The 24,582-nt window shown below is 68.7% G+C and carries 17 protein-coding genes, 1 tRNA gene and 2 pseudogenes; 3 read left to right on the top strand and 17 right to left on the bottom strand.

Annotated features, from left to right (window positions below):
- The 14 genes and pseudogenes from ACLBX9_RS00175 to ACLBX9_RS00110 all read right to left on the bottom strand — a co-directional run.
- Positions 1 to 516: pseudogene (locus tag ACLBX9_RS00175) on the bottom strand (hypothetical protein); the annotation flags it as partial.
- Between the two features lie 17 nt (positions 517 to 533).
- Entirely contained in the window at positions 534 to 917 is a 384-nt protein-coding gene (locus ACLBX9_RS00170; protein ID WP_447717491.1) for a hypothetical protein, read from the bottom strand.
- Positions 918 to 1,000: 83 nt separating this feature from the next.
- Positions 1,001 to 1,486: a hypothetical protein gene (locus tag ACLBX9_RS00165; protein WP_447717490.1), complete on the bottom strand. Its 486-nt coding sequence runs from the start codon at positions 1,484 to 1,486 to the stop codon at positions 1,001 to 1,003.
- A gap of 91 nt (positions 1,487 to 1,577) precedes the next feature.
- Positions 1,578 to 1,946, bottom strand: coding sequence for a hypothetical protein (locus ACLBX9_RS00160; RefSeq protein ID WP_447717489.1), 369 nt, complete (start codon positions 1,944 to 1,946; stop codon positions 1,578 to 1,580).
- 839 nt (positions 1,947 to 2,785) lie between these two features.
- A pseudogene (locus ACLBX9_RS00155) lies at positions 2,786 to 3,638 on the bottom strand (IS5 family transposase).
- 115 nt (positions 3,639 to 3,753) lie between these two features.
- A complete protein-coding gene (locus tag ACLBX9_RS00150) occupies positions 3,754 to 5,454 on the bottom strand; it encodes a hypothetical protein (protein ID WP_447717488.1) in 1,701 nt (566 codons plus the stop codon).
- A 55-nt stretch (positions 5,455 to 5,509) separates the two neighbouring features.
- A complete protein-coding gene (locus tag ACLBX9_RS00145) occupies positions 5,510 to 6,583 on the bottom strand; it encodes a hypothetical protein (protein WP_447717487.1) in 1,074 nt (357 codons plus the stop codon).
- Positions 6,580 to 7,683, bottom strand: a complete 1,104-nt coding sequence (locus ACLBX9_RS00140; protein ID WP_447717486.1) for an AAA family ATPase — start codon at positions 7,681 to 7,683, stop codon at positions 6,580 to 6,582. Before ACLBX9_RS00140 ends, ACLBX9_RS00145 begins: the two co-directional genes overlap by 4 nt.
- Positions 7,684 to 7,845: 162 nt before the next feature.
- A complete protein-coding gene (locus ACLBX9_RS00135; RefSeq protein ID WP_447717485.1) occupies positions 7,846 to 8,298 on the bottom strand; it encodes a hypothetical protein in 453 nt (150 codons plus the stop codon).
- 102 nt (positions 8,299 to 8,400) lie between these two features.
- The gene (locus ACLBX9_RS00130) at positions 8,401 to 10,200 is read right to left on the bottom strand and encodes a tyrosine-type recombinase/integrase (protein WP_447717484.1); all 1,800 of its coding nucleotides are present in this window, start codon (positions 10,198 to 10,200) and stop codon (positions 8,401 to 8,403) included.
- Between the two features lie 116 nt (positions 10,201 to 10,316).
- Positions 10,317 to 10,391: transfer RNA gene (locus ACLBX9_RS00125), tRNA-Gln, on the bottom strand.
- Positions 10,392 to 10,471: 80 nt separating this feature from the next.
- Positions 10,472 to 12,049 carry an aldehyde dehydrogenase (NADP(+)) gene (locus tag ACLBX9_RS00120; RefSeq protein ID WP_447717483.1) on the bottom strand — a complete coding sequence of 526 codons (1,578 nt, stop codon included), beginning with the start codon at positions 12,047 to 12,049 and terminating at the stop codon, positions 10,472 to 10,474.
- Positions 12,050 to 12,090: 41 nt separating this feature from the next.
- Complete coding sequence (locus tag ACLBX9_RS00115; RefSeq protein WP_447717482.1) at positions 12,091 to 13,761, bottom strand: thiamine pyrophosphate-binding protein; 1,671 nt, start codon at positions 13,759 to 13,761, stop codon at positions 12,091 to 12,093.
- A 126-nt stretch (positions 13,762 to 13,887) separates the two neighbouring features.
- Positions 13,888 to 14,568: a GntR family transcriptional regulator gene (locus ACLBX9_RS00110; RefSeq protein WP_447717481.1), complete on the bottom strand. Its 681-nt coding sequence runs from the start codon at positions 14,566 to 14,568 to the stop codon at positions 13,888 to 13,890.
- Between the two features lie 241 nt (positions 14,569 to 14,809).
- Between ACLBX9_RS00110 and ACLBX9_RS00105 the strand changes: the two genes are divergently transcribed.
- The 3 genes from ACLBX9_RS00105 (at position 14,810) to ACLBX9_RS00095 (ending at position 18,395) form a co-directional block, all read left to right on the top strand.
- Positions 14,810 to 15,529: a ribonuclease activity regulator RraA gene (locus ACLBX9_RS00105; RefSeq protein ID WP_447717480.1), complete on the top strand. Its 720-nt coding sequence runs from the start codon at positions 14,810 to 14,812 to the stop codon at positions 15,527 to 15,529.
- Positions 15,530 to 15,611: 82 nt separating this feature from the next.
- Positions 15,612 to 17,342 (top strand): L-arabinonate dehydratase, encoded by a 1,731-nt coding sequence (gene araD, locus ACLBX9_RS00100; RefSeq protein ID WP_447717479.1) that lies wholly within the window; start codon positions 15,612 to 15,614, stop codon positions 17,340 to 17,342.
- A 54-nt stretch (positions 17,343 to 17,396) separates the two neighbouring features.
- Positions 17,397 to 18,395, top strand: coding sequence for an SMP-30/gluconolactonase/LRE family protein (locus ACLBX9_RS00095; protein WP_447717493.1), 999 nt, complete (start codon positions 17,397 to 17,399; stop codon positions 18,393 to 18,395).
- Between the two features lie 131 nt (positions 18,396 to 18,526).
- On the opposite strand, the gene metH is transcribed toward ACLBX9_RS00095, so the two are convergent.
- The 3 genes from metH to ACLBX9_RS00080 form a co-directional block, all read right to left on the bottom strand.
- Positions 18,527 to 22,279 carry a methionine synthase gene (gene metH / locus ACLBX9_RS00090; RefSeq protein WP_447717492.1) on the bottom strand — a complete coding sequence of 1,251 codons (3,753 nt, stop codon included), beginning with the start codon at positions 22,277 to 22,279 and terminating at the stop codon, positions 18,527 to 18,529.
- 306 nt (positions 22,280 to 22,585) lie between these two features.
- Complete coding sequence (gene metF, locus ACLBX9_RS00085) at positions 22,586 to 23,503, bottom strand: methylenetetrahydrofolate reductase [NAD(P)H] (protein ID WP_010686095.1); 918 nt, start codon at positions 23,501 to 23,503, stop codon at positions 22,586 to 22,588.
- Positions 23,504 to 23,551: 48 nt separating this feature from the next.
- A complete protein-coding gene (locus ACLBX9_RS00080) occupies positions 23,552 to 24,562 on the bottom strand; it encodes an ArsR/SmtB family transcription factor (RefSeq protein ID WP_010686096.1) in 1,011 nt (336 codons plus the stop codon).
- Positions 24,563 to 24,582: the final 20 nt, after the last annotated feature.

Genomic DNA, 24,582 nt, shown 5'->3' with positions numbered 1-24,582 from the left:
CTCTCCCGCTACCGGCGAGCTACACCACCTCCAGGGACACGACCGCGCGGAGGCGTCAGCTGGATGATCGACGCCGTCCGAATGGCACCAGAGCCGGAGCAGATGCTCCGCGCTGGCCAGTCGCGCTGGGACATCGAACCAGGGGCGAGTGATCGTCTCCGCCAGAAGTCCTGCCTCGGTCGCGCAAATGCATGGCCTCAGCATCAGTTCGATCGGCCGTGGACACAGCCTTGGGTCCATGTGCGCCACGAACCGCCTGCGCGTCGCCTGCACGAGGTTCGCGGCACACGCGCGCCCGCCCGAGTTGAGGTCGGCAGCGATCTCGATCGCGCCGACGTACCGCGCCTGCTCGTGCAGGGTCAGAGCGATGCGCCCAACGACGGCGTATGCATAGCCCTCGGCCTCAAGCCTCCCGACGATGTCGCGGAAGATCGCTGGCAGCATCCCAGGTGTTTTGTCATCCGGATCGGTGACGTTGACAAGCAGCCCCTCGATGTCGGCCGAGCTGCCAGCCATGCTGTGTGTCCTCCGTCTCAGCCCAGTGTGCGGTAATGCGCGTCTGAGCGCACCACATGGCGCTGCCCGGTGAGACCGAACCGCCGGACGAGGTCGGCTATCGTGTTCGGCCGCTGCAGGCGCCGATCGGCATAGATCGTGAACAGCGTAGGCCCGCTCATGTAGACCACCCGCCCGCGTGGGTACGCCTCGTATTCGTGGCCCGCGATTGCAGGTGGTAGGCCCTGGCGGCGCAGGGCTGTGGCGCCGAGCCTGCGCCACGCCTCCCAGACCTCGTGGTGGCCGCGCGGGTGGGTGAGGCAGTCGCCGTAGCTTTCCGCCTCAGCGAGCAACGTGCAGTCCGTCACCAGCACGGTGCGCCCTTCGACCGGCACGCCCCAGAAGATGCCGACGTGTGGCACCGGCGGCTCGCCGGGAGAAATGTCCGGACCCGGTGCAGTGGTGTCCGTGCCGATGGGGAAGGTGCCCATGGTGTGCGTCCCCGTCAGAACACGAACTTCCAGTCGATCCGCCGGACGGGTGCACCCGTGTCAGCAAGCGTTGCCGAGCACATCACGACGATGTCCTGCCGCACGGCCCGCGCACCGGCCCGCACCGGGTTCGGCTTGACCAGGAAGCACAGGCCGGCCGCCTTCCACATCCGCTGGGTGGTCGGCTTATCGTAGGTCATCAGCGTCACGTTGGTCAGGCGCAGGGCGTAGCCATAGGCGTTTTCCATGTCGGGGGCCTGGGTGGTGAATAGCGCCAGCACCGTCTTCGTGGCGGACCAGCCGTCGCCGTAGCCAGTGACGAAGCTGACCTCGCCCGCGCCGTCGTCGACCAGACGGAAGTCGGGATTGCAGGGGGCGGGCTTGCCGTCGAGCTTGAGCTCCAGGCAACCGCCCTGCTTGACCTCGTCGACCGGCGGGTTGGCTCGGGCCGGGTGGGCGGCCAGCAGCAGCAGGCCGAGCGTGAGCGTCGCGCGCATCATGGCTGTGATCCGTGGGGAGCGTGGAGAGGAGAGATAGGGGAAGGACGGGTTAGTTCGGGCGACGGGAGCGCCGGGCCAAGAAAGCGTGGGGTCAGCGGCGGGTAAGCGCGCCGTCGAAGGCGCAGGCCGGCCCGTGGAAATCACCGCAGCCCCGCTCCTCCATGCGCACGCGCCTGCGGTCCGGGCCTAGGCGCAGCGTAAGCGTGCAAGTGTCGTCCGAGCCGCTGTCCTTGCGCGTCAGCGCGAGCGCCCCCGGGCCGGCGGGCTTGGCCAGCCCGCGTAACTCGCCGGTGCACTGATCCGGGATCGCGGTGCCGGCGACGACGAAGTGGCTGCCGCTGATGTCGCCGAACTCGAACACTTGCAGGTCGAGCCGGCCCTCGCCGCGGCCTTGGTAGCGCCCCTCGAACGGCGACTTCGCCTGGGCGGGCCCCGCGGCGAGTGCAAGCGATAGAAGCATGCCGAGGTGGAGGGCGGTCGGAGCAGAGGTCGCTGGATCGCGGTGGCGATGCCTGCGGCGGATCGGGGTTGGGTCACGGAACGCGGTAGACATGACGGCGGGATCTCGAAGAGGTTTGAAAGGGCCGTGGAGAGGTATTCCCGTTGCCCACCCCGGGAATTTACCCGCGGACGCCAATTCCCGCCGCGGCTCGCGGTCGCACCCCATGCGAACTGCGACTTTACATCTCTTCAAACGATGGGTTCGCGGCCACGTCGGCCGGGGCGCGGAACGCGGCGGTCGTGCACTGACCGGGACGGCGAACTGCGTAGACTTGCAGTATGTGAGTCAGGAGTGCCTTCTCGTCGAAATAGTTGTCTACTAAGCGGAATTCTGTGGACTGGGGCATTATACTGAGAGCTCGACTTTAGATTTACTCGAACGGGTAGGTATAGCGATGCCTGTGCAGCTGCGGTGACTATTCGTGGCACCGGAGCCCGGCGTATCACGGACCGTGCGACTGCGGGACTCACATCGCCGGTAACTGTTTTAGTTTGGGCGCGGAGACTTAAGACTGGATCTGCTCGCCTGATGGTCTGCTGCTCGGCGAAGATGCTCCGCCGCTGCCCTCCAGGCTCGAAACCGGGTTTGCTGGCGGCCATCCGGGCATATTTTCTGATAAAGTATGAATAGTTTCAGTTACATAGCGGTGTGACACTATTTGCTCATTTTGTGGTAAACGTGCATTAGGCGAACCTTAGCTGTGCATTAGATGTAGTGGTCCGTAATGCACGCGGCGGACGCGTCTGAGGCCCGTTGGCTGCCTTTGGACTTATTTCGCCTAGGGCGTCTCTGCAAACTCAGGTGAGCCAGAGCATTGTCATACCGAGCGTGACCATGGCGGGTAGTTGGTGGCCCGCTTCTCGTAGCGGGTGGCGATGCGGCGATACTGCTTGAGCCGATTGATCAGGCGCTCGACCTTGTTGCGCTCCCGATAGGCGGCCTTGTCGAAGTCGGGCTGACGCGGCTGGTCCTTGCAGGTCGGGATGACCGGCTCGACCCGCCGCTGCCTGAGCCGTCGGCGGGCGGGTGGGCTGGAGTAGCCTCGATCTCCCACCGCCCAACGCGGACGCAGGCGGGGGCGGGGGCGGGGGCGGGGGCGGCCACGCCCTGGCCGCCGCACCGCGCCCTTGTTCATCAGCGCGTCCAGCGCAAACTGCTCGTGCCGCTCGCCAGCCGTCAGGACGACCGCTATCGGCTTCCCCCCGCCCTCGGCCCGCAGATGCAGCTTGGTGGAGAACCCGCCCTGGCTGCGCCCGAGCGCCTCGCCGACGCCCTCAACCGCGCCCTCACCCCAATCGCGCCGGACCGGCGTGCCCCGGCGGCGTGCTGGTGGGCGCGCACCACCGTGGCGTCCACGAAGTGCAGGTCCCAGTCGAGGTCGACGCGCGCGTCCGCCTGCGCCTGCAGGCGCTGCAGCACCCGGTCGAACACGCCGGTCTTGCGCCAGCGGTAGAACCGGCTCGACACGGTCCCGACCGCCCCGTAGCGCGCCGGCAGGTCCTCCCAGGGCGCGCCCGTGCGCAGGATCCACAGCATACCGTTGAGCACCTGGCGGTGATTCTCGGCAGGCCGGCCCGTGCGCGGCTTCTGCGGCGGCAGCAGCGGGGCAATCTGCTCCCACTGCGCGTCAGTCAGTCCAAAGCGTCGCATCCCGACCACGTGGGGCCTCACCCCGCCCGTGTGAACCCCTTTGCAGAGACGCCCTAAGAGCGGCGTGACGGCGACGCCTGACAGGCCCCGCCGTTACGCGAAGGCGTAACTCCGATCAATTGCGGTTTCGAGCCGGGGCGTCCCACCGTTTGGATCGGCGTTGCGGGAGACCGTGCGTCTCATCTTGCGTCCCCGATACCAGGATGTAGTCCGTTCTGTGCTGCGCCATCGTCTCCGAGACTATGAGGGCCTTGTTGTCGATGAAATCGAAGCGCAGGAGCCCGCTGCGGAGAGGGCGTATGGCGCGCAGGAGGTCGGACGCGACGTAACGGCCGAGCTCAATCGCTGGTGCCGGTGAAGGCTGTTCCGGGGCTTCAACTAGATCCTCGCGATTGGTATGACGTGCTTCGGAACGAGACGGACTTAAGCGCCCACGAAGATCGGAAGCTTGCTCGGGCTCCAGGATTATGCTGCCAAGACTATTCTCGCAGCAGTTCTTCCCCCATGTGGTTTTGTTCTTAAGATTGATTTGCCCGTCGATGAGCGTAACACGCAAATGAAGCTGCAGGCGCCGATGGGCGTCCGGGTCAGAGCCTGCGACGATTAAGGCTTGGCTGATGAGGCGCATGATCGCTGAGTACTCGCACTGAAATGCTAGAGTTGGTTTCAGCAATGAGAGGGGTTTGATCACCGGAAAGGAATCGAAGGGTTGCTCGAAGCGGATTGTGAGCCGGGCATCCTCGATCACGCACATCCGGCCCGATGTGCGGATCGTCGTCGCGGCTGGGTCCAGATGGCGCATAAGGGATGTGAGCGTCGAAATGTCCGACTCGGCGACGCGGAGAAGTAATCTGTCGAGAGCGTTGTCGTTGTGGAAGGCGTACATCCGCAGATTCGACGCGCAGGCAACGCCATCTTGGATCGACACTTGGCTCCACCGAGGTAGGGCGTCCCTCCTCGTCGCGGCTGCGGTTTTGGTTAAGCGCAGGGCGGCACTGAGACGATCGGGGAGTATGCGAACCGGTTCGCTCAATTCTGGACCCTCCTCCCACGGCATGTTCGTGTCGGTGGGAGCCGGAAAGGTGAGGACAGTATTGTCAAGGAGCAACTGCCCGGCAGAAGTTTGCGGCGTTATTGTCCAAGGCGCCGCCTTGTCCGGGACGCCCTGATAGATGGCGCGCGGTATCAGGCTTTGGCTTGACGAATTAGGTCGTGTGGATGCGTTCTTCGGCTTCGGTTTGTTCTTGACGACCTGTAGCGCGGATAGCCGCAGGATCTGCGCAGGGATTCGGAACCGACCCGCGCCGCTCGGCGTCGTGCCGTGGGCGAACGGAGTCCGGACCTGACAGACGACGAGACCGTTCGAGAACGTGAAGCGCAACCCGTCCAGGGTAACTTCGCACGGCACGCTGGTATCCTCGACCTGCGCGCCGGGTTCGGTTGCGACGGGTGTTGGCAGCATGGTGGCGGCGACGTCCCTTAGCACCAGAAGGTCGCCGCAATAGGTCTGGAAGTGGAGCGTGTCCTCCGGTTCCCCAGCCTCCGACGCGGTCGCCGGCGGACCGCCGTCCCGCCCGCTACCCATACCGCCGCAGTCAGAGACGTCCGGCACCGATCGATCGATCGATGCGTCGGCCGTAGTTAAGCTGACGCCGATCTCTGTCGATCCGCCGGAATCGATGGCTTCGGGCGTGGGTGGGACCACGAAGGTCGGTTCAGGCTGTGGAGTGGGCGCGGCGTCCACCGGCATGGGACCGGGGGTAGGGTTGGCGACCGGCGCCGCCGCCGGCAATGTGTCGTGGTCAACGTCCGTCATGATCGTCCTCAATGCTGTCGGGTTGTCGCGGAAGACCCCCGCCGCGGGGAGCGGGTCATTCTCCTGCCGGTGGCCACCATCCCCCCCAGGATCGGGGTCGAAATTCAGCCGGCCTGCGGCAGCGAGAATCGAGGTCGGCGAGCGCCGCGGCTCGGCGCGCAAGCACGAGGGTATTGGGTTCATTGGGGTAGAGCGCATCGACGCGGTCGCGGGCGGCTAGCCGCGCCGCGCGCTCCGCGGATCGGTCGCGGTGCTCGTCGAGTTCCCAACCGGAGAAAAGCCACGGCCAGGCGCGGTCCTGCATTGGGTTCAGGAAGCCCATACCGTCCGCCGCCGCCGTCCGCCGTGCTCCTGGGGCGATCGAGTCTGAGGTGCTGACGCGCTGCGCGGCATCGATCGCCCCGATCGTGCGCCGCTGCGATACGGGCACGCCAAGCAGATCGATCAGGGGGCGTCGGACGTCCCGCTCGTCCCAGTCGTAGATGGCGGGGTCTAGGCCACGCAGGAGCCGTCGGAGCGAGCTGGCATGGTAGGCGACCCGCTCGGCCCGCGCCGTCGTACAGCAGGTTTCGACCCACGCCCGGGGCGCGGGTCTGCGCTGTGTGGTTGTGAAACCGTTCTCCGCCCAGGTCGTGAAATCGACCATACGGTGATCGGGAGCGACATGCGCGGCGAGTTCGGTGATGAACCGTCCCTCACCGGTGACTTCGTGAACGGAGAGGAACGGAAAATCTTCTTGACCTCGCCGCCGAAGGAGGGCCCGAGCGCGCCGACAGAAGTCCGTGACGGCTGCGCTCGCGACGGGGCCCGCGTGCGGCTGGTCGGGACCGTGGTCGAAGATCACCCGGGCGTTGATCAGCCGTCCGGTATTCTGCGCTTCGAAGGAGGCGGCGGTGTACAGGACGCGGGCTTGGCCGGCGGTGAGGTAGGGAGGCCGCCCTTGGTCCCTCGCGCGCCCGTACTCGCGCTCGTGCGCAGCGAGCCGGCGGCGACTCCGGGGGAGGACCAGGGATGCCGTCGGCGGGAGATCACAGTCGGCGACCGGCCCGACGCGCGCCCGCTCGTCGGGCGCTGAGCCGAGCAGGTCGGAGAACTTTGTCAGGCAGAGAATGAGATCGTCCTGCGTCACCGGGACGGCCCCCAAACGCGCGCGCAGTCTTCCAGGTAGGCCGCGAGGGACGTAGTCCTCGGACGACGAGCGTCGAAGCGTCCAGCCAACACAGCAAGCCGCTCCGTGGGTAGGTCGTTTACCGAGTGGTAGGCCTGCCCGATGTGCCGAGCGTGGGACAAGCTGAGGCCGAGCAGGAAGCGCTGCATTGCGGCCCGCTTCTCGTCGGGGCTTCCGGGCGCCTCCATCAAGGCGGCGATGGCGCCTGACAGGTCGTCATCGAGGATGGCTTCGGCACAGCGCAGGCAGGCCGCGAGCGGATTGGGGAACAGGCTGCCGACCGTGGCGGTCGTCAGAGGGCCGGCCGTGACGCAGCGGTCGAGCGCTGCCGCGAGTTCGCGGTAGCTCGTCCCCGCCCGCGCGGCGAGGCACTCAAGCGCGGCCGGTTCATAGGCATCGGGACCCAAGCCCCAACCGGTCTCGCATCGCCTTCGGAGGAAGCGCAGGTGGTCGGCCGTGCTTGCGCCGCGTAGACGGATGTGGCGGCAGCGAGTCAGCAGGGCGGGCCCGAGCTTGTCCGGGTCCGTGGTGGCAAGGATGTAGATTGCGTGGGGGGCGGGCTCCTCGAGATCCTTGAGGAGCGCATCCTTTCCTGCGCGGGAGGCGCGGTGCGCCTCATCGGCAAAGCCGACCTTGAATTGGCCGAGCGGGGAGCGGCGCATCAGCGCCACGAGGTGAGACATGGCGTCGACCCCCGCGAACTCCGCGGCGCTTATCTCGATGTAGTCGTCGATCCCACGAGGCGGATCGTCTCGGAAGGCTATGCATACAAGGCAGGTGCCGCAGGCTTCGTAGCCTTCCTTTCGTTTCCAACAAAGGCAGGTGTTTGCCAGGATTCGAAGGAGCGTCGTCTTACCAACCCCGCTGCGACCACTTACGAGTAGCGTCTGGCAGGGCGGTTTTGCACTGGTCGGGGCGAGCGCGTCGGCGATGAAGGACCGAATTTCCGCGGTAGCGTCGTCCTGACCGCTCACGTGCTCAAAGCTGCGCGGGCGACCGACGAGGTCTGGCAGGGCGGGGACGGGGCATTGCCAGGAAGGAGGTACATGTTCGCTCGACATGTCGGTTCGCTCCCGAAGGCTTTCAGGCGCAGCGGATTGATCGATGACCCGCGGTACGGGCATCGGGGGTTAGGCAAGGCCTTGTGGGGAGGCTCGTTCGGGTCGGTCAGACAGCGTCCGACGCAGGCTACAGTCCCGCGTCGAAGCACGTCCGTGTCTGACTCAGTCGTCAGGATCGCGTGCGATTTCAGCCTGTTCGGATCGACGTGCCAGTAGATCCGAGACGATCAGAGCTTCTTCTTCGGTTAGGGCGGCCACGAACCGCGCGAGAAGTTCGTGGGAAGACGATTTTGGCGACAGGGGTGCTTTTCGGAAGAGGCTTCCTGTCGTGAAAAGGGGATCACGGGTCAGGCGCACGCGCTTGCCGGTCGGGACGCACCCCAGACGTTCGAGCTTGGCCGCGGTCACGACTCCGACGAATCTCTTAGCCTGCGGCGACGCGAAGATGTCGCCTCCGAACTTCTCGATTAAGCGATGGCTGATGGCACTGACCGGCGGATCGCCCGCGGACACAGCCTCCAAAAGTGCAGCGTCGAGGGGGCCCGCGAGAATGAACGTCTGGACCGGGGTGAGCTCGGGAGCGGCACGGGCGAGATCACGCGCTCGATGCCTCATGGGGTATGGGGACACCTTACGAACCTTCGTCTGAACAATCTTATTGTTGCATCTTGTTTAGGCCTGCTACTTTGCCCTGTCGACCCCCTTCTCGCTGAAATTTTAGGCCTTCAACGACTGCCGTGAGCTCGCTGTGCGCCGCTGCGGCGCTTCCGCGACTGGAAGGAGATGAGACAAGCCGGGCTCAATCACGATCGCCTCAACGGCAGCCCTCAGTTGCGCCAGCGACGACCGCTTGGTGTACCGGGCCGTCTCGCCTGCTGTGGCGTGGCCAGTGACGTGGTCAATCACGGCGGAAGTGATCCCAGCCTGGTGCATCAACGTCGTCGCGGTATGCCGGAACGAGTGGAAATCGAGGCCGACGCGGTAGATGCCGACGTCGCGTCGGTAGCGGGTGAACCATTTGGTGAAGGCGTGACCAAGTCGTCCATCAGCGCCGCCTGGTTCGAGATTGGGGAAGACTCGTGGCTGCCTGACGCGGCGCTGCTTCTCGATGTGAGTGAGGAAGCCTAGTCGGATCAGTTCGGAGTGGATGGGGACGCGGCGCACGGCGGTCGCGTTTTTAAGCTTGCGCGGGGGGCGGTCGTTGATGTCGATGAACCAGATCTCCTCCTCCCGTCGAATGTCCTCGACACGCAGTTGGCAGATTTCCTCCTGGCGCATGCCGGAGAGCACGGCGATCAGCGGCAGCCAAAATTTCTCGTCGCGTAGGACGAGCGTGCCCGGTGTTGAACGCCGGGTGGGGGATGTGCAGCCCGCCCAAACAGGGGTGGCGAAGAGGCGAGCAAGCTCGTCTCGCTCCCACATGTCGCGCTGCTCGCTCGCTTTGCGAGAGCTCGAGAAACGGAAGCCTGAGAAGATGTTGGCAGGTGCCTCGTCCCGCGCCACGGCCGCGGTCCAAAGCGCCGAGAGCGCTGAGAAATGTCGCTTCACGGTTCGCTGCGTGATGGGGCGAGCGCGCCGGGCTTCCGGCAGTGCCTCATGGAGTGACAGGGTCGCCTCGACGGTGAGGTCGCGATATCGCGGATGCTTGCCATAGTCGTTCGGCAGCCGTTCGACCCGATCCCGGAAGTGGCCGGCATCCTTGCGGCTGTAGGCGGCCAGCGGCCGGTCCCCGCAGACGTCAATTAAAAGGCGGAAGGTCGCCCCGGCTTGGGCCGCCGTCTGCTTGTCCCAGGTCTGAGTGGCGATCTGCGTGTTGCGGAAGGCGACGCCTACCGCCGATAGAAACTCGGACGGCTGCGATGGCGTCGCCACCGGCTCGGTCCCCCGCGGTTCTGGCACAGTCTCGGCTGAGGCGGGCACCGGGGCCGCGTCGCGTGCGGCAAGCTGCGCCCTGAGCAGGCGGTCACGCGGCTCGTAGTTGAAGTCGCCCTCGTAGCGTGCCTTCAGCGCCTCAGCGACGTCGATGCCGGCGCGCAGCATGGCTTGTCGCGCCCGGGCGAGTTCGGTCGGATTGAGGTCGCCGCCCACGATGCCCTGCTTGCTGAGCATGTGGTTGGTGACAAAACCCGCCTCTTCAAGACGGTTACAGGCGAGTGCCTCGCGATTGCGCGCGGCCATCGTCTCGTATTGGGCGACGCGGTGTTGTCGAAGCTCGTTCGTAATTGCGCCGTGCGTCAGGCGCCCCTGACCATCCTGATCGAGGATCAGGCCGTAGAACTCCTGCACGAGGTGGGTGAGTTGGGCGTCGGTCAGCATCGGCGTTGCGCGGAGGGCTACGAACAGGCTCTCCGAGGCGAGGTATAACCGATAGGCCCACAGCTTGGCAGTGCGGGCGTTGGCGGTCCCGAGGCTGCGCACGAGTTCATTGAGCTGCAGCCTAGGTCGAAGGTCGTCCGGCACGCGCCGCCGGAAGTGAAAGACGCGCCCGCGCAGGACGACATTGGCGATGGATCTCACCCCGCTCCCTCGCCGCCCAGCAGGCGGCCTGTGTAGCAGCAGTGTGTAGCAACCGGCTCACCCTGCAGGGCGCCTGGCCGAAAAGCTTAACGAACTGAGAAGCTTAGCTGAGTTGTTGGCTGGGGCGCCAGGATTCGAACCTGGGAATGGCGGTACCAAAAACCGCTGCCTTACCACTTGGCGACGCCCCACCATGGGCCGGGGCTCTCTAGACGCCGGGGGACCGGCTGGCAAGCCGTTGAGGCGGGAAGCGGAGTCGCTTCCCGCCTCCTCAGCGCGGGTCGGGGATGCCATCGGTCCGGCGCGGGAGCTTGAGCGGATTGGCGGCCTGAAGCGCTGCCGGCAGCAGGGCGTCGGGGACGTCCTGATAGCTCACCGGCCGCAGGAACCGGTCGATCGCGAGACTGCCCACCGAGGTCGTGCGCCCGTCCGAGGTCGCTGGGTACGGGCCGCCATGCACCATGGCGTGCGCCACCTCGACGCCGGTGCCGAACCCGTCCACCAGGATGCGCCCGACCCGCCGCTCCAGGAGCGGCAGGAGTTCCCGCGCGGCCGCATGGTCCTCCGGCGCGAGGTGCAGCGAGGCCGTGAGCTGGCCCTCAAGATGGGCCAGCACCGCGCGCATCGCGGCGAGGTCCCGGCAGCGGACGACGAGGGCGGAGGCGCCGAACATCTCCTCCTGGAGCACGGGGTCGGCCAGGAACGCGTCCGCGTCGGTGGCGAACAGGGCGGCCCGGCCCTGCGCCGCCGCGCCCTCCGGCCCCTCGGCCAGCCGGGTGACGGCGGCGTGGCCCGCGACCCGGTCGACGCCCGCGCGGTACGCGTCCCGGATGCCGGGCGTCAGCATGGTGGCGGCCGGGCTCTCCCGCAGGGCCGCCGCGGCCGCGTCGAGGAACGCGTCGAGGCCCGGTCCCGGCACCGCCAGGATCAGGCCCGGATTGGTGCAGAACTGGCCGGCGCCCAGCGTCAGCGAGGCCGCGAAGGCCTTGCCGATCGCGGCGCCCCGCGCGGCGAGCGCCGCCGGGAACAGCAGGACCGGGTTGATGCTGCTCATCTCGGCATAGACCGGGATCGGCGCCGGGCGCCCGGCGGCGATCGCCATCAGCGCGGTGCCGCCCCGGCGCGAGCCGGTGAAGCCGACCGCGGCGATCCGGGGATCGGCGACCAGGGCCTGTCCGATGGACTGGCCCGCATCGAACACCAGCGAGAACACCCCCTCCGGCAGGCCGCAGGACGCGACCGCCTTCTGCACCGCCCGGCCCACGAGTTCCGAGGTTCCGGGATGGGCCGGGTGCGCCTTGACCACCACCGGGCAGCCGGCCGCCAGGGACGAGGCGGTGTCGCCCCCCGCCACCGAGAAGGCGAGCGGGAAATTCGCGGCCCCGAACACCGCCACCGGGCCGACCGCGATGCGCCGCAGGCGGAGGTCCGGCCGGGGCAGCGGCTTGCGGTCCGGCAGGGCCGGGTCGATCCGGGCCTCGACGTAGCTGCCCTCGCGCACCACGGCGGCGAACAGGCGCAGCTGGCCCGCGGTCCGGGCGCGCTCCCCCTCGATCCGGGGGCGGGGCAGCCCGGTCTCGGCCATGCAGCGGGTGACGAGGTCGTCGCCGATCTCCAGGATGTTCGCCGCGATCGCTTCGAGGAAGCCGGCCCGGGTCTCCGGGTCGGTCTCGCGGTAGGTGTCGAAGGCCGCCTCCGCCAGCGCGCAGGCCCGGTCGAGGTCGGCGAGGCTCGCGCCGGGGAAATCCGGCTCCAGGGCTTCGCCGGTGGCGGCCTCGACAGCCCGGAAGGCCGCCTCGGTGCCGCGCCGCGCCTCGGCGCCGATCAGGTTCTCGCCGCGCAGGGTCATGGGCTGCTCCTTCTCGTGTGATGCGGTCCCGCGGCGCGCGGTCAGCCCCGCTGCGCCGCGAGCGCCTTCTCGCGGATCGCCGCGAGGGTCATGGTCGGTGTGAGCGCCTCGGGGTCGACGCGGCAGTGGATCATCGCGGGCAGGCCCGAGGCGAGGCTGCGCTCGAAGGCCGGGGCGAACTCGTCGGTCCGCTCCACATGCTCCCCGTGGCCGCCGCAGGCCCGGGCGAGCGCGGCGAAGTCGGGGTTGCGCAGCTCGGTCGCCGAGACGCGCCCGGGATACTCGCGCTCCTGGTGCATGCGGATCGTGCCGTACATGCCGTTGTCGAGGACGACCACCACGACGGCGATCCCGTACTGCACCGCGGTGGCGAATTCCTGCACGGTCATCATCACGTCGCCGTCGCCCGCGAGCGCCACGACGATCCGATCGGGGTGGCTGCGCTTGGCCATCACGGCGGCCGGCAGGCCGTAGCCCATCGAGCCCGAGGTCGGCGCGAGCTGCGTTCCGAAGGCGCGGAACCGGTAGTAGCGGTGGACCCAGGTGGCGAAGTTGCCGGCGCCGTTGCAGATCACCGCGTCCGGCGGCAACCGCTCCCGCAGCCACGTGATGGCTTCGCCGTACTGGAACGCCCCGGGCTTCGGCTCCGGCGTCTCGGACCACGCGCGATAGGCGGCGTGGGCCTCGGCGGCGCGCCCCTGCCCCGTGGCCTCGAAATCCGGCAGGGCCGCGCAGAAGGTCTCGGGCGCGGCCTCGATCGCCAGCGCCGGCTGGTAGACCCGGCCGAGCTCCCCCGCGTCCGGGTGGACGTGGACCAGCGGCAGGCCGGGATCGGGGATGCCGAGCAGGCCGTAGGATTGCGCCGGCATCTCGGAGAGGCGACCGCCCACCATGAGCAGCAGGTCGGATTCCTTGATCCGGGCGAGCAGCGCCGGGTTGGGCCCGATCCCAAGTTCGCCGGCGAAGTTCGGATGGTCGGCAGGGAAGAGCTGCGCCCGCCGGAACGAGACCGCCACGGGCACGTCGTGGCGCTCGGCCCAGGCCGCCAGGGCGGCGACGGCCTCTGGCGTCCAGCGCGAGCCGCCGAGGAGCGCCACGGGCCGCCGCGCCTCCGCCAGTATCGCCCGCAGGCGCTCCGCGTCGCCCGGTGACGGGGCCGGCGCGGCCGGGACGACGCGCGGCGCGTCCGCGACCGCGATGGCGTCGTCGAGCATGTCCTCCGGCAGGGCCACCACGACGGGGCCCGGCCGGCCCTGCATCGCCACCCGGAAGGCCCGGGCGAGGATCTCGGGGATGCGGGCGGCGTCGTCGATCTCCACCGCCCACTTGGCGATCGCGCCGAACATCTGCCGGTAATCGACCTCCTGGAACGCCTCCCGGTCGCGCATCCGCCGGGCGATCTGCCCGACGAACAGGATCATCGGCGTCGAGTCCTGGCGGGCGATGTGGATTCCGGCCGAAGCGTTGGTGGCGCCGGGACCGCGGGTGACGAAGCAGATGCCGGGGCGCCCGGTGAGCTTGCCGGCGGCCTCCGCCATGATGGCGGCCCCGCCTTCCTGGCGGCAGACCAGCACGTCGATGCCGCTGTCGCGCAGGGCGTCGAGCACCGCGAGGTAGCTCTCGCCGGGAACGCAGGTGACGCGCGCGACCCCTTGCGCGCGCAGCTGATCGACGAGCACCTGTGCGCCGGTGCGTTGGAGCGATGCGCTCAAGCTGATCCTCCCTGGCCTCTGCCGGCCCGGCTCGATCGCGGGACGGCGCGCCGCGCGTCCGGTCGCGTCTGGGATGCACCTGATATCCCAGTCGAGGATAGGGGCGCGCCCTCGGCCGTCAACCTGTCAGACGAGGGGCCGCCGGTCGAGGGCCTTGCGTGTCATCTGGTCGAGAAAGTCGAACAGCGTCCCGATCCCGGCCAGCGCCGGTTCCGGATCCCGCGCCGCGATCGCGGCCACGATCTGCGCGTGGATTCGGGCGCAGTCCAGGAAGCTCGCGGTCGGTTCGTAGGTGTACCAGAACCGCCGGGATTGGGCGTGGAGCGCCGCCATGGTGCCGGTCAGCGTCGGGTTGTAGGCCGCCCCGACGAGCGCCTCGTGGAGCGCGCGCTTGATCCGGAAATACGCCTCGCGGTCCCGCCCGTCAGCGGCGGCCAGCAGGGCGGCGATGCAGCGCTGCAGCGCCGCCATGTCGTCGGCGGAGCCGCGCGCGATGACGCAGCGCGCCACCGTCTCGTCGAGGGGCCGGCGGACCTCGAGGAGTTCGAGATGCTTGATGATGTCGACCTGCGTGACGAGCACGCCCCGGCGCGGATGGACCTCGACGAAGCCAATCGTCTTCAGGCGCGCCAGCGCCTCGCGGACCGGGGTGCGCCCCAGGGCCAGTTCCTCGCCGAGTTCGCCCTCCGACACCATCGCGCCCGGCTTCAGGCGCCTGCTGATGATCATCTGCTCGATGGCGTCGTAGGCGGTCTCCGCCAGGGAGCGCGCCGGCCGCGGGCCCGGCACCAGGGTGCCGATGTCCACGTCAGCCGCGACAGATCTAGGGCCGGCCAACACAGTCCTCGTCGGTCTCGGAGCGTCCCGTTGCTTCGTGGGCCATACGTCCTGGAGTTGACACTGGATCCGATCGGAGGGTTATTCAAGCCCTGAGATATCAGTCGGCGCGCAGTCGCGGCCCTGCCGGGCCGGACTTGCCGGCCCGGACCCTCGACGGTCCGGTCCGCGGCGGCGCGACGATCGGCGCGACGTTCGGGAGGAGATGCGGATGCCCGGCCTGTCCCCGGAGACGCGCGCCAAGCTGAAGACCGTCAGCACGGCGACGCTGATGACCGCGCTCTACAAGCGCGGCTTCCGCAACCAGATGATCCAGGGCGTCCTGCCCCTCAGGAAGGGCGGCGCCACCATGGTCGGCGAGGCCTTCACCCTGCGCTACATGCCGGCCCGGGAGGACCTGAACCCCATCACGGTGTTCCGCGACCGGGCGCACCCGCAGCGCAAGGCCGTGGAGGAGTGCCCGCCGGGCGCCGTGTTCGTGATCGACAGCCGCAAGGACGCGCGCGCCGCCTCCGCGGGCTCGATCCTGGCGACCCGCCTGATGGTGCGCGGCTGCGCCGGGCTCGTGACCGACGGCGGGTTCCGCGATGCCGACGAGATCGCCGCCCTCGACATGCCGAGCTACCACGCGCGGCCCTCGGCGCCGACGAACCTCACCATCCATCAGGCCATCGACATCAACGTGCCCATCGGCTGCGGCGACGCCCCGGTCTTCCCCGGCGACGTCATCGTGGGCGACGGCGACGGCGTCGCGGTGATCCCGGCCCACCTCGCCGACGCGGTCGCCGATGAGGCCGTCGAGATGACCGCCTACGAGGATTTCGTCACCGAGGAGGTCCGCAAGGGCCGCTCGATCCTCGGCCTCTACCCGGCCACCGATGACCAGAGCCTGGCCGACTTCGCCGCGTGGCGGAAGCGGACCGGCCGCTGAGTGCGGGACGATTCCCCGAAACGATCGGAACCCGCTGCGGTCCGTCCTGACCGCCGGAACGCGTGAGACCGGAGCGATCGCGATGACCGCGCGCAAGAAGACGCTGGGCGCACTGCGCAGCCAGCGCTGGTTCGGCGCCACCGATCTGCGCAGCTTCGGCCACCGCTCGCGGATGCTCCAGATGGGCTACGAGCGCGCCGACTTCACCGACAAGCCGGTGGTCGGCATCATCAACACCTGGAGCGACATCAACCCCTGCCACCAGCACTTCAAGGCCCGCGTCGAGCACGTGAAGCGCGGGGTCTGGCAGGCGGGGGGCTTCCCGATCGAATTGCCGGCGCTGTCGCTGTCGGAAAACTTCGTGAAGCCGACCACGATGCTCTACCGCAACCTCCTCGCCATGGAGGTGGAGGAGCTGCTGCGCCAGCATCCGGTCGACGGCGCGGTACTGATGGGCGGCTGCGACAAGACCACGCCCGGCACCGTGATGGGCGGCATCTCCATGAACCTGCCGATGATCTTCCTGCCGGCGGGCCCGATGATGCGCGGCCATTTCGGCGGGACCATCCTCGGCTCGGGCTCGGACGTGTGGAAGTACTGGGCCGAGAAGGAGGCCGGCACCATCACCACGCAGGAGTGGAACGACATGGAGGCGGGCATCGCCCGCTCGGCCGGCACCTGCATGACCATGGGCACGGCCTCGACCATGACGGCGATCACCGAGGCGATGGGGCTCAGCCTGCCGGGTGCGGCCTCGATCCCGGCGGCGGATGCCGACCATCCCCGCATGGCCGGCGCCTGCGGCCGGCGCATCGTCGAGATGATCTGGGAGGACCTGAAGCCCTCCGACATCCTCGACCGGCGTTCCATCGACAACGCCCTGGTGGTCCACAACGCGCTCGCCGGCTCGACCAACGCGATGATCCACCTCGTCGCCATGGCGGGACGCGCCGGCATCCCGGTGAAGCTCACCGAGTTCGACGAGGTCGCCCAGCGGGTGCCGGTGATCGCGAACCTCCGGCCTTCGGGTGCGTGGCTGATGGAGGATTTCCACATCGCGGGCGGCATCCGCGCCCTGATGGCGCGTCTTGCCCCCCTCCTCCACCTGGACGCCCGCTCGGTCACCGGCGGCACGGTCGGAGACGGGCTCGCTGGAAGCCGCGTCTACAACGACGACGTGATCCGCCCCCTCGACCAGCCGATCGTGTCGACCGGCGGGACCGCGATCCTGTACGGCAACCTCGCCCCCGACGGCTGCGTGATCAAGCCGCCGGCGGCCGACCCGCGCTTCCTCCAGCATACCGGCCCGGCGCTGGTCTTCGACGATTACGACGCCATGAGCGCGGCGGTGAACGACCTCGCCCTCGACGTCACCCCCGACCACGTGATGATCCTGCGCAATGCCGGCCCGATCGGCGGGCCCGGCATGCCGGAATGGGGCATGCTGCCGATCCCCAAGGTCCTGCTGCGGCAGGGCGTGCGCGACATGGTCCGCATCTCGGACGCGCGGATGAGCGGCACGAGCTACGGCGCCTGCATCCTGCACGTCGCGCCGGAATCGGCGGCCGGGGGGCCGCTCGGGGCGGTCCGCAACGGCGACCTCATCACGGTGGATGTGCCCGGCCGGCGCATCCACCTGCACGTGGACGACGCCGAGATCGCGGCGCGCGTGGCGGCGTGCCGGCCGCCGGACCGGGCCTATCCGCGAGGCTACAACCGGCTGTTCGCCCAGCACGTGCGGCAGGCCCATGAGGGCTGCGACTTCGATTTCCTCGAAGGCGCGGGCGGCATCCCGGAACCTGAGATCCACTGATCGGGTGAGCCGCCGGAGAGCGGCGACCCCTCACCACAGGGAGGTACCATGACGATGATCGCGCGCAGAGGCCTGCTCGCCGGAGCGGCCGTGCTCGGCGCCGCGCGGGCGGCCAGGGCCGGCTGGGAGCCGTCGCAGCGGGTGCCGGACCCGGCTGTCGAGATCCTCGACCCGGCCTTCGCCAAGTACCGCCTCGCCTCCGCGACGGTGGAGCGGGTCGCCACGGGCTTCCGCTGGGCCGAGGGGCCGGTCTGGTTCGGCGACATGGGGGCGCTGCTGTTCAGCGACGTCGTCAACGACCGGATCATGAAGTGGGAGGAGGCGTCCGGCGCGCTCTCGGTGTTCCGCAAGCCGTCGAACTACGCCAACGGCAACACCCGCGACCGGCAGGGCCGGCTGGTCACCTGCCAGCACAGGACCCGCAGCGTCACCCGGACCGAGCATGACGGCAGCATCACCACGCTGATGGACCGGTTCGACGGCAAGCCGCTGAACTCGCCCAACGACGTGGTCTGCCATTCCGACGGCGCGGTCTGGTTCACCGACCCGGCCTTCGGGCCGAACCCGCACGAGGCGATGGCCGCGCCGGAGCTTCCCGGCAACGTCTACCGGATCGACCCCAGGACGGGGCAGGCCAGCGTGGTGGTCGAGGGCGTGGCGGGGCCGAACGGGCTCTGCTTCTCGCCCGATGAGTCGAAGCTGTACGTCATCGAGGCGCGGGCGAAGCCGAACCGCCTGATCCGCGTCTACGACGTGGTCGAGGACGGCACCAGGACCGCGAACGGCCGCGTCTTCTACGATGCCGGCACCGGCACGCCGGACGGCTTTAGGGTCGATGTCGACGGCAACCTCTGGTGCGGCTGGGGGATGAGCGAGGCCGAGGACGGGGTCATCGTGCTCTCGCCGCAGGCCAAGCTGATCGGCCGGATCCGCCTGCCGGAGCGCTGCGCCAACCTGTGCTTTGGCGGACTCAACCGCAACCTGCTGCTGATGACGGCCTCACACTCGGTCTATTCGCTGTACGTGAACACGCGGGGTGCTGCGACCTGCTGAGGTTGGATCGGCGGTTCTGAACCCCCGCAATCCTTGCGAGCGGAGCGAAGCAATCCAGGGGCGCCACGCCGACCGATGTCGCGCTGCCCTGGCTCGCTTCGCTGCGCTCGCGATGACGACGGTGCCCGACCCTACTCCGCCGCCTGCGGCAGGTACCGCGCCGGGTCGTAGTTCAGGATCGGCCCGAGCCAGCGCTCGACCTCGCGGACATCCATCCCCTTGCGGGCGGCGTAATCCTCGACCTGATCCCGCTCCACCTTGGCGACGCCGAAATAATGCGCCTCCGGGTGGGCGATGTAGATCCCCGAGACCGACGAGCCCGGCCACATCGCGTAGGACTCGGTGAGCTTCACGCCGATCCGACTCTCCGCCTTGAGCAGGTCGAACAGCGTGGTCTTCTCGGTGTGGTCGGGCTGGGCCGGGTAGCCCGGGGCCGGGCGGATGCCGTCGTACTTCTCCAGAACGAGTTCCTCGGGCCCGTAGGCCTCGTCGGAAGCGTAGCCCCAGAACTCCTTGCGCACCCGCTCGTGCATCCGCTCGGCGAAGGCCTCGGCGATGCGGTCGGCGAGCGCCTTCACGAGGATCGCCCGGTAATCGTCGTTGGCCCGCTCGAAGCGCTCGGCGATCCGCACCTCCTCCAGGCCGGCCGTGACCACGAAGCCGCCGACATAGTCGGCGATCCCGGTCTCGGACGGCGCCACGAAGTCCGACAGGCAGGTGTTCGACCGGCCGTCGCGCTTCGAGAGCTGCTGGCGCAGGCCGTGGAAGGTGGCGAGCCGCTCCGACCGGCTCTCGCCGGTGTAGAGCGCGATGTCGTCGCCGACGCTGTTGGCCGGCCAGAAGCCGATCACCGCCTTCGGGTTGAACCAGCGCTCCTCCACGATCTGCTTCAGCATCGCCTGCGCGTCCTCGTAGAGGGCGCGGGCGGCCGGGCCCTGCTCGGGGTCGTCCAGGAGCGCCGGGAAGCGGCCCTTGAACTCGTAGGTCTGCAGGAACGGCGTCCAGTCGATGTAGGGCACGAGGTCGGCGACCTGGTAGGAGCCGTAGACCCGGGTGCCGGTGAAGGTCGGCTTGGCCGGCTTGTAGCCCGACCAGTCGATCTTGAAGGCGTTGGTCCGCGCCTTGGCGAGCGGCAGCCGCTGCTTGTCGGCCTCCGAGCGCCTGTGGGCGTCGGCGACCTTGGCGTACTCGGCCCGGACCTTCTCGATCGTGGGCCCGCGGGTCTCCTTCGAGATCAGGCTCGACACCACGCCGACCGCGCGGCTCGCGTCGGTGACGTAGACCGCCTGCCCCTTGGCGTAGGCCGGGTGGATCTTCACCGCCGTGTGGACGCGGCTGGTGGTGGCACCGCCGATCAGCAGCGGCACGTCGAAGCCCTCGCGCTCCATCTCGCCCGCGACATGGACCATCTCGTCCAGCGACGGCGTGATCAGGCCCGACAGGCCGACGATGTCGACCTGCTCGCGCTTGGCGGTCTCCAGGATCTTGGCGGCCGGCACCATCACGCCGAGATCGATGATCTCGTAGTTGTTGCAGGCCAGCACGACGCCGACGATGTTCTTGCCGATATCGTGGACGTCGCCCTTCACCGTCGCCATCAGCACCTTGCCGGCGGCCTGGCGTTTGCCGTCGCCGCCGTTGGCGCGCTTCTCCTCCTCCATGAACGGCTCGAGATAGGCGACCGCCTGCTTCATCACGCGGGCGGACTTCACCACCTGCGGCAGGAACATCTTGCCGGAGCCGAACAGGTCGCCGACCACGTTCATGCCGGCCATCAACGGGCCCTCGATGACGTGGAGCGGACGCTCGGCGGCAGCCCGCGCCTCCTCGGTGTCGGACACGATGTACTCGGTGATGCCGTTGACCAGCGCGTGCTCGATGCGCTTCTCCACCGGCGCCTCGCGCCAGGACAGGTCGGCGGCCTTGGCCTGCGCCGAGGCGCCGGACTTGAACCGCTCGGCGGCTTCCAGCAAGCGCTCGGTGGAATCGTCGCGGCGGTTGAGGACGACGTCCTCGCACAACTCGCGCAGCTCGGCCGGGATCTCGTCGTAGACGGCGAGCTGGCCGGCATTGACGATGCCCATGTCCATGCCGGCCTTGATGCAGTGGAACAGGAACACGGCGTGCATCGCCTCGCGCACCGGCTCGTTGCCGCGGAACGCGAAGGACAGGTTCGAGACGCCGCCCGAGATGTGGGCGTGCGGCAGGGTCTCGCGGATCGTCCGGGTCGCCTCGATGAAGGCCACGCCGTACGGGTTGTGTTCCTCGATACCCGTGGCAACGGCAAAGATGTTCGGATCGAAGATGATGTCCTCGGGCGGGAAGCCGACCTGCTCGGTCAGGATCCGGTAGGCCTTGGTGCAGATCTCGACCTTGCGCTCGTAGCTGTCCGCCTGCCCCTGCTCGTCGAAGGCCATCACCACCACGGCGGCGCCGTAGGAGCGGCAGACCTTGGCGGCCTCGATGAACTTCTCCTCGCCCTCCTTCATGGAGATCGAGTTCACGATCGGCTTGCCCTGGATGCACTTCAGCCCGGCCTCGATCACCTCGAACTTCGAGGAATCGACCATCACGGGCACCCGGGCGATGTCGGGCTCGGCGGCGACGAGGTTCAGGAACTCGACCATCGCCTTCTGCGAGTCGAGCAGGCCCTCGTCCATGTTCACGTCGATCACCTGGGCGCCGGCCGCGACCTGATCGCGGGCGACGTCCAGCGCCGCCGCGTAGTCGCCGTTGGTGATGAGCTTGCGGAACTTGGCCGAGCCGGTGACGTTCGTGCGCTCGCCGACGTTCACGAAGGGGATTTCCTGCGTGAGCACGAAGGGTTCGAGGCCCGACAGCCGCATCAGGCGCGGCAGCTCGGGGATCGGCCGCGGCGCCTTGCCGGCGACCGCCTCCGCGATGGCCCGGATGTGGTCCGGGGTGGTGCCGCAGCAGCCGCCGACCATGTTGACGAGGCCGGATTCGGCGAACTCACCGACCAGCTTGCCCATTGCCTCCGGGCTCTCGTCGTAGAGGCCGAACTCGTTGGGCAGACCGGCATTCGGGTAGGCGCAGACCAGCGTGTCGCAGATCCGCGACAGCTCGGCGATGTGGCCGCGCATCTCGCGGGCGCCCAGTGCGCAGTTGAGGCCGAAGGTCAGCGGCTCGGAATGGCGCAGGGAGTGCCAGAAGGCCGCCGGGGTCTGGCCCGACAGGGTGCGGCCCGAGAGGTCCGTGATCGTGCCGGAGATCTGGATCGGCAGGCGAATGCCGGTCTCGTCGAAGACCTGCCACGCCGCCGCCACCGCGGCCTTGGCGTTCAGCGTGTCGAAGATGGTCTCGATCAGGATCAGCTCGGCGCCGCCGTCGATCAGGCCGCGGACCTGCTCGACATAGGCCTGCTTCACTTGGTCGAAGGTCACCGCCCGGAAGCCCGGGTTGTTCACGTCCGGCGAGATCGACAGGGTGCGGTTCGTCGGGCCAATGGCGCCGGCCACGAAGCGGCGGCGGCCGTCCTTCGCCGCGGCGAGCTTGGCCGCCTCGCGGGCGAGCCGGGCACCCTCGGCGTTCAACTCGTGGATGATCGATTCCATGCCGTAATCGGCCTGGGCGATGGTCGTACCCGAGAAGGTGTTGGTCTCGCAGACGTCGGCGCCGGCCAGGAAGTAGTCGAGGTGGATCTGCCGGATCGCGTCGGGCTGGGTCAGGATCAGCAGGTCGTTGTTGCCCTTCTGATCGTGGCCGTGGTCCTTGAACCGGTCGCCGCGGAAATCCTCTTCCGAGTATTTCAGCCGCTGGATCACCGTGCCCATCGCCCCGTCGAGGACGAGGATCTTTTCCGCCGCGCGCTGGCGCAGGGCCTGGGCGATCTCGGTGCCGTCGACGGGGGCAAAAGCAGTCATCATGCGTCCTGTCAGATCACCTCATCCTGAGGTGCCGGAGCGAAGCGGAGGCCTCGAAGGAGGGCTCCAGATGTCGTGGCGATCCCTGAAGCCCTCCTTCGAGGCCGCTCGCGCGGCACCTCAGGATGAGGTGGAGGGTGGGATGTTCGGTCTCGTGCGTGCCCGGGCCTTTGGCTCAGACACAATCCGTCTTTGCGAGCCGAGCGAAGCAATCCAGCTGCGCCACGCTAACCGATGTCGCGCTGCCCTGGGTCGCTTCGCTGCGCTCGCGATGACGGAGCGGCGTGCTTACGAGACAGTCTTCATTCAAGCCGCCTTCGCGGCCGCCAGCTTCGGCGCCTGCGCGCGCAGGCCGAGCAGGTGGCAGATCGCGTAGACGAGATCCGAGCGGTTCATCGAGTAGAAGTGGAAGTCGTTGACGCCCTCGTCCACGAGGTCGAGGACCTGCTCGGCCGCCACCGCGCCGGCGACGAGGCGGCGGGTCTCGACGTCGTCCTCCAGCCCCTCGAACCGGGCAGCCAGCCAGTAGGGCACAGAGGCGCCGGTGCGGCGGGCGAAGTTCGCCGCCTGCTTGAAGTTCTGCACCGGCAGGATGCCCGGGATGATCGGGATCGTGATCCCGGCGGCCCGGACCTTCTCCAGGTAGCGCAGGTAGATCTCGTTCTCGAAAAAGAACTGGGTGATCGCCTGATCGGCGCCGGCATCGACCTTGGCCTTCAGGGCGTCGATGTCGGCCTCCAGTGAGGAGGCCTCGGGGTGCTTCTCGGGATAGGCCGAGACCGAGACCTTGAAGTCGCCGATCCGCTTGATCCCCTGCACCAGCTCGGCGGTCGAGGCGTAGCCCTCCGGATGCGGCCGGTAGGCGTGGCCGACGCCCTCGGCCGGGTCACCGCGGAGCGCCACGATGTGGCGCACGCCCGCGTCCCAGTAAGACTGCACCACCGCGTCGATCTCGTCGCGCGAGGCGTCCACGCAGGTGAGATGGGCGGCCGGCTTCAAGCCGGTCTCGCGGACCATCCGGGCCACCGTGTTGTGCGTGCGCTCGCGGGTCGAGCCGCCGGCCCCGTAGGTCACCGACACGAAGCTCGGCTGCAGCGGCGCGAGGCGCTCGATGGAGTTCCAGAGGATCTTCTCCATCTCGTCGGTCTTCGGCGGGAAGAACTCGATCGAGACGCGGATCGGGTGGTAGCCGTCGCGACTGGCGCGGTGGGTGGAACGGCGCATCGGGGTCTCGTCCTCTAGGTCGATCGGTTCAGACGATGGATCTTCGCCTCAGGCGACGGCGCGCTGAGGCTGTTCTGTGTCGGTCTCGGCCACCCCGTCCTGGGCCAGCCAGAGGGTTACGGTGAGCTGGCCCGACTCGCGGGGCGTCAGCTCGCGGGTCGCGACCGTGGCGAGTCCGGCCTCTGCGAGCCAGCCGGAGACCTGATCGGCCGAGAAGCCGAGCCGGCGGTGGGCCTGGCCGGTGCGGAGGAACTCCAACTCGTGGGGCGCGAAATCCACCACCAGGAGGCGGCCGCCCGGCGCCACGAGGCGCGCGGCACCGCGGAGCGCCCGGGCCGGGTCGTCGAGGTAGTGCAGCACCTGATGGACCACCACGAGATCGAAGCTCGCCCGGGCGAAAGGCGGCGCGTGGATGTCCCCCTGCCGGAGGTCGACCCGAGCCAGGCCCTGCCGTTCCAGGTTCGCCCGGGCAACGGACAGCATGGCGTGGCTCGAATCAAGGCCGGTGGCGCGGCCGGCGCGCGGCGCCAGCAGGCCCAGCATCCGCCCCGTACCGGTGCCGAGATCGATCAGGCTGCCGATGGGGCGGTCGCCCAGCGCGTCGAGCACCGCCGCCTCGACGATTGTCTCGCAGACGTGCAGGGAGCGCAACTCGTCCCATTTGGGCGCGAGGCGGGCGAAGAAGGTCTGCGCCGTCTCGGCCCGCTGTGCCCGGACCGCGTCGAGCCGGGCACGGTCCTCCGACAGCGGCGGCGCGGTCCGGTCGAGCCCTGACAGCAGCGGGTCGGCCAAGCCGGCGCGGCTCTCGGACAGGCGGAAGAACGCCCAGGCCCCCTCGCGGTGGCGCTCCACGAGCCCGGCCTCGACAAGCAGCTTGAGATGGCGCGAGATCCGCGGCTGCGACTGGCCGAGAATATCGGTCAGGTCGGAGACCGACAGCTCGCCCTCCACCAGCAGCGCCAGGATGCGCAGGCGCGTCTCCTCGGCGGCCGCGCGCAGGACGCCGAGCGCCTCCGGGAACGGGATCGAGCCCGTCTCTTGCCTGCGTTCGATAGACATAAAGATATGTTTATGTGCGT

The sequence above is a fragment of the Methylobacterium sp. A49B genome, from assembly GCF_053346215.1.
Note: the sequence above shows the minus strand (reverse complement) of the source record. Positions and strands in the feature narration are given on the sequence as shown.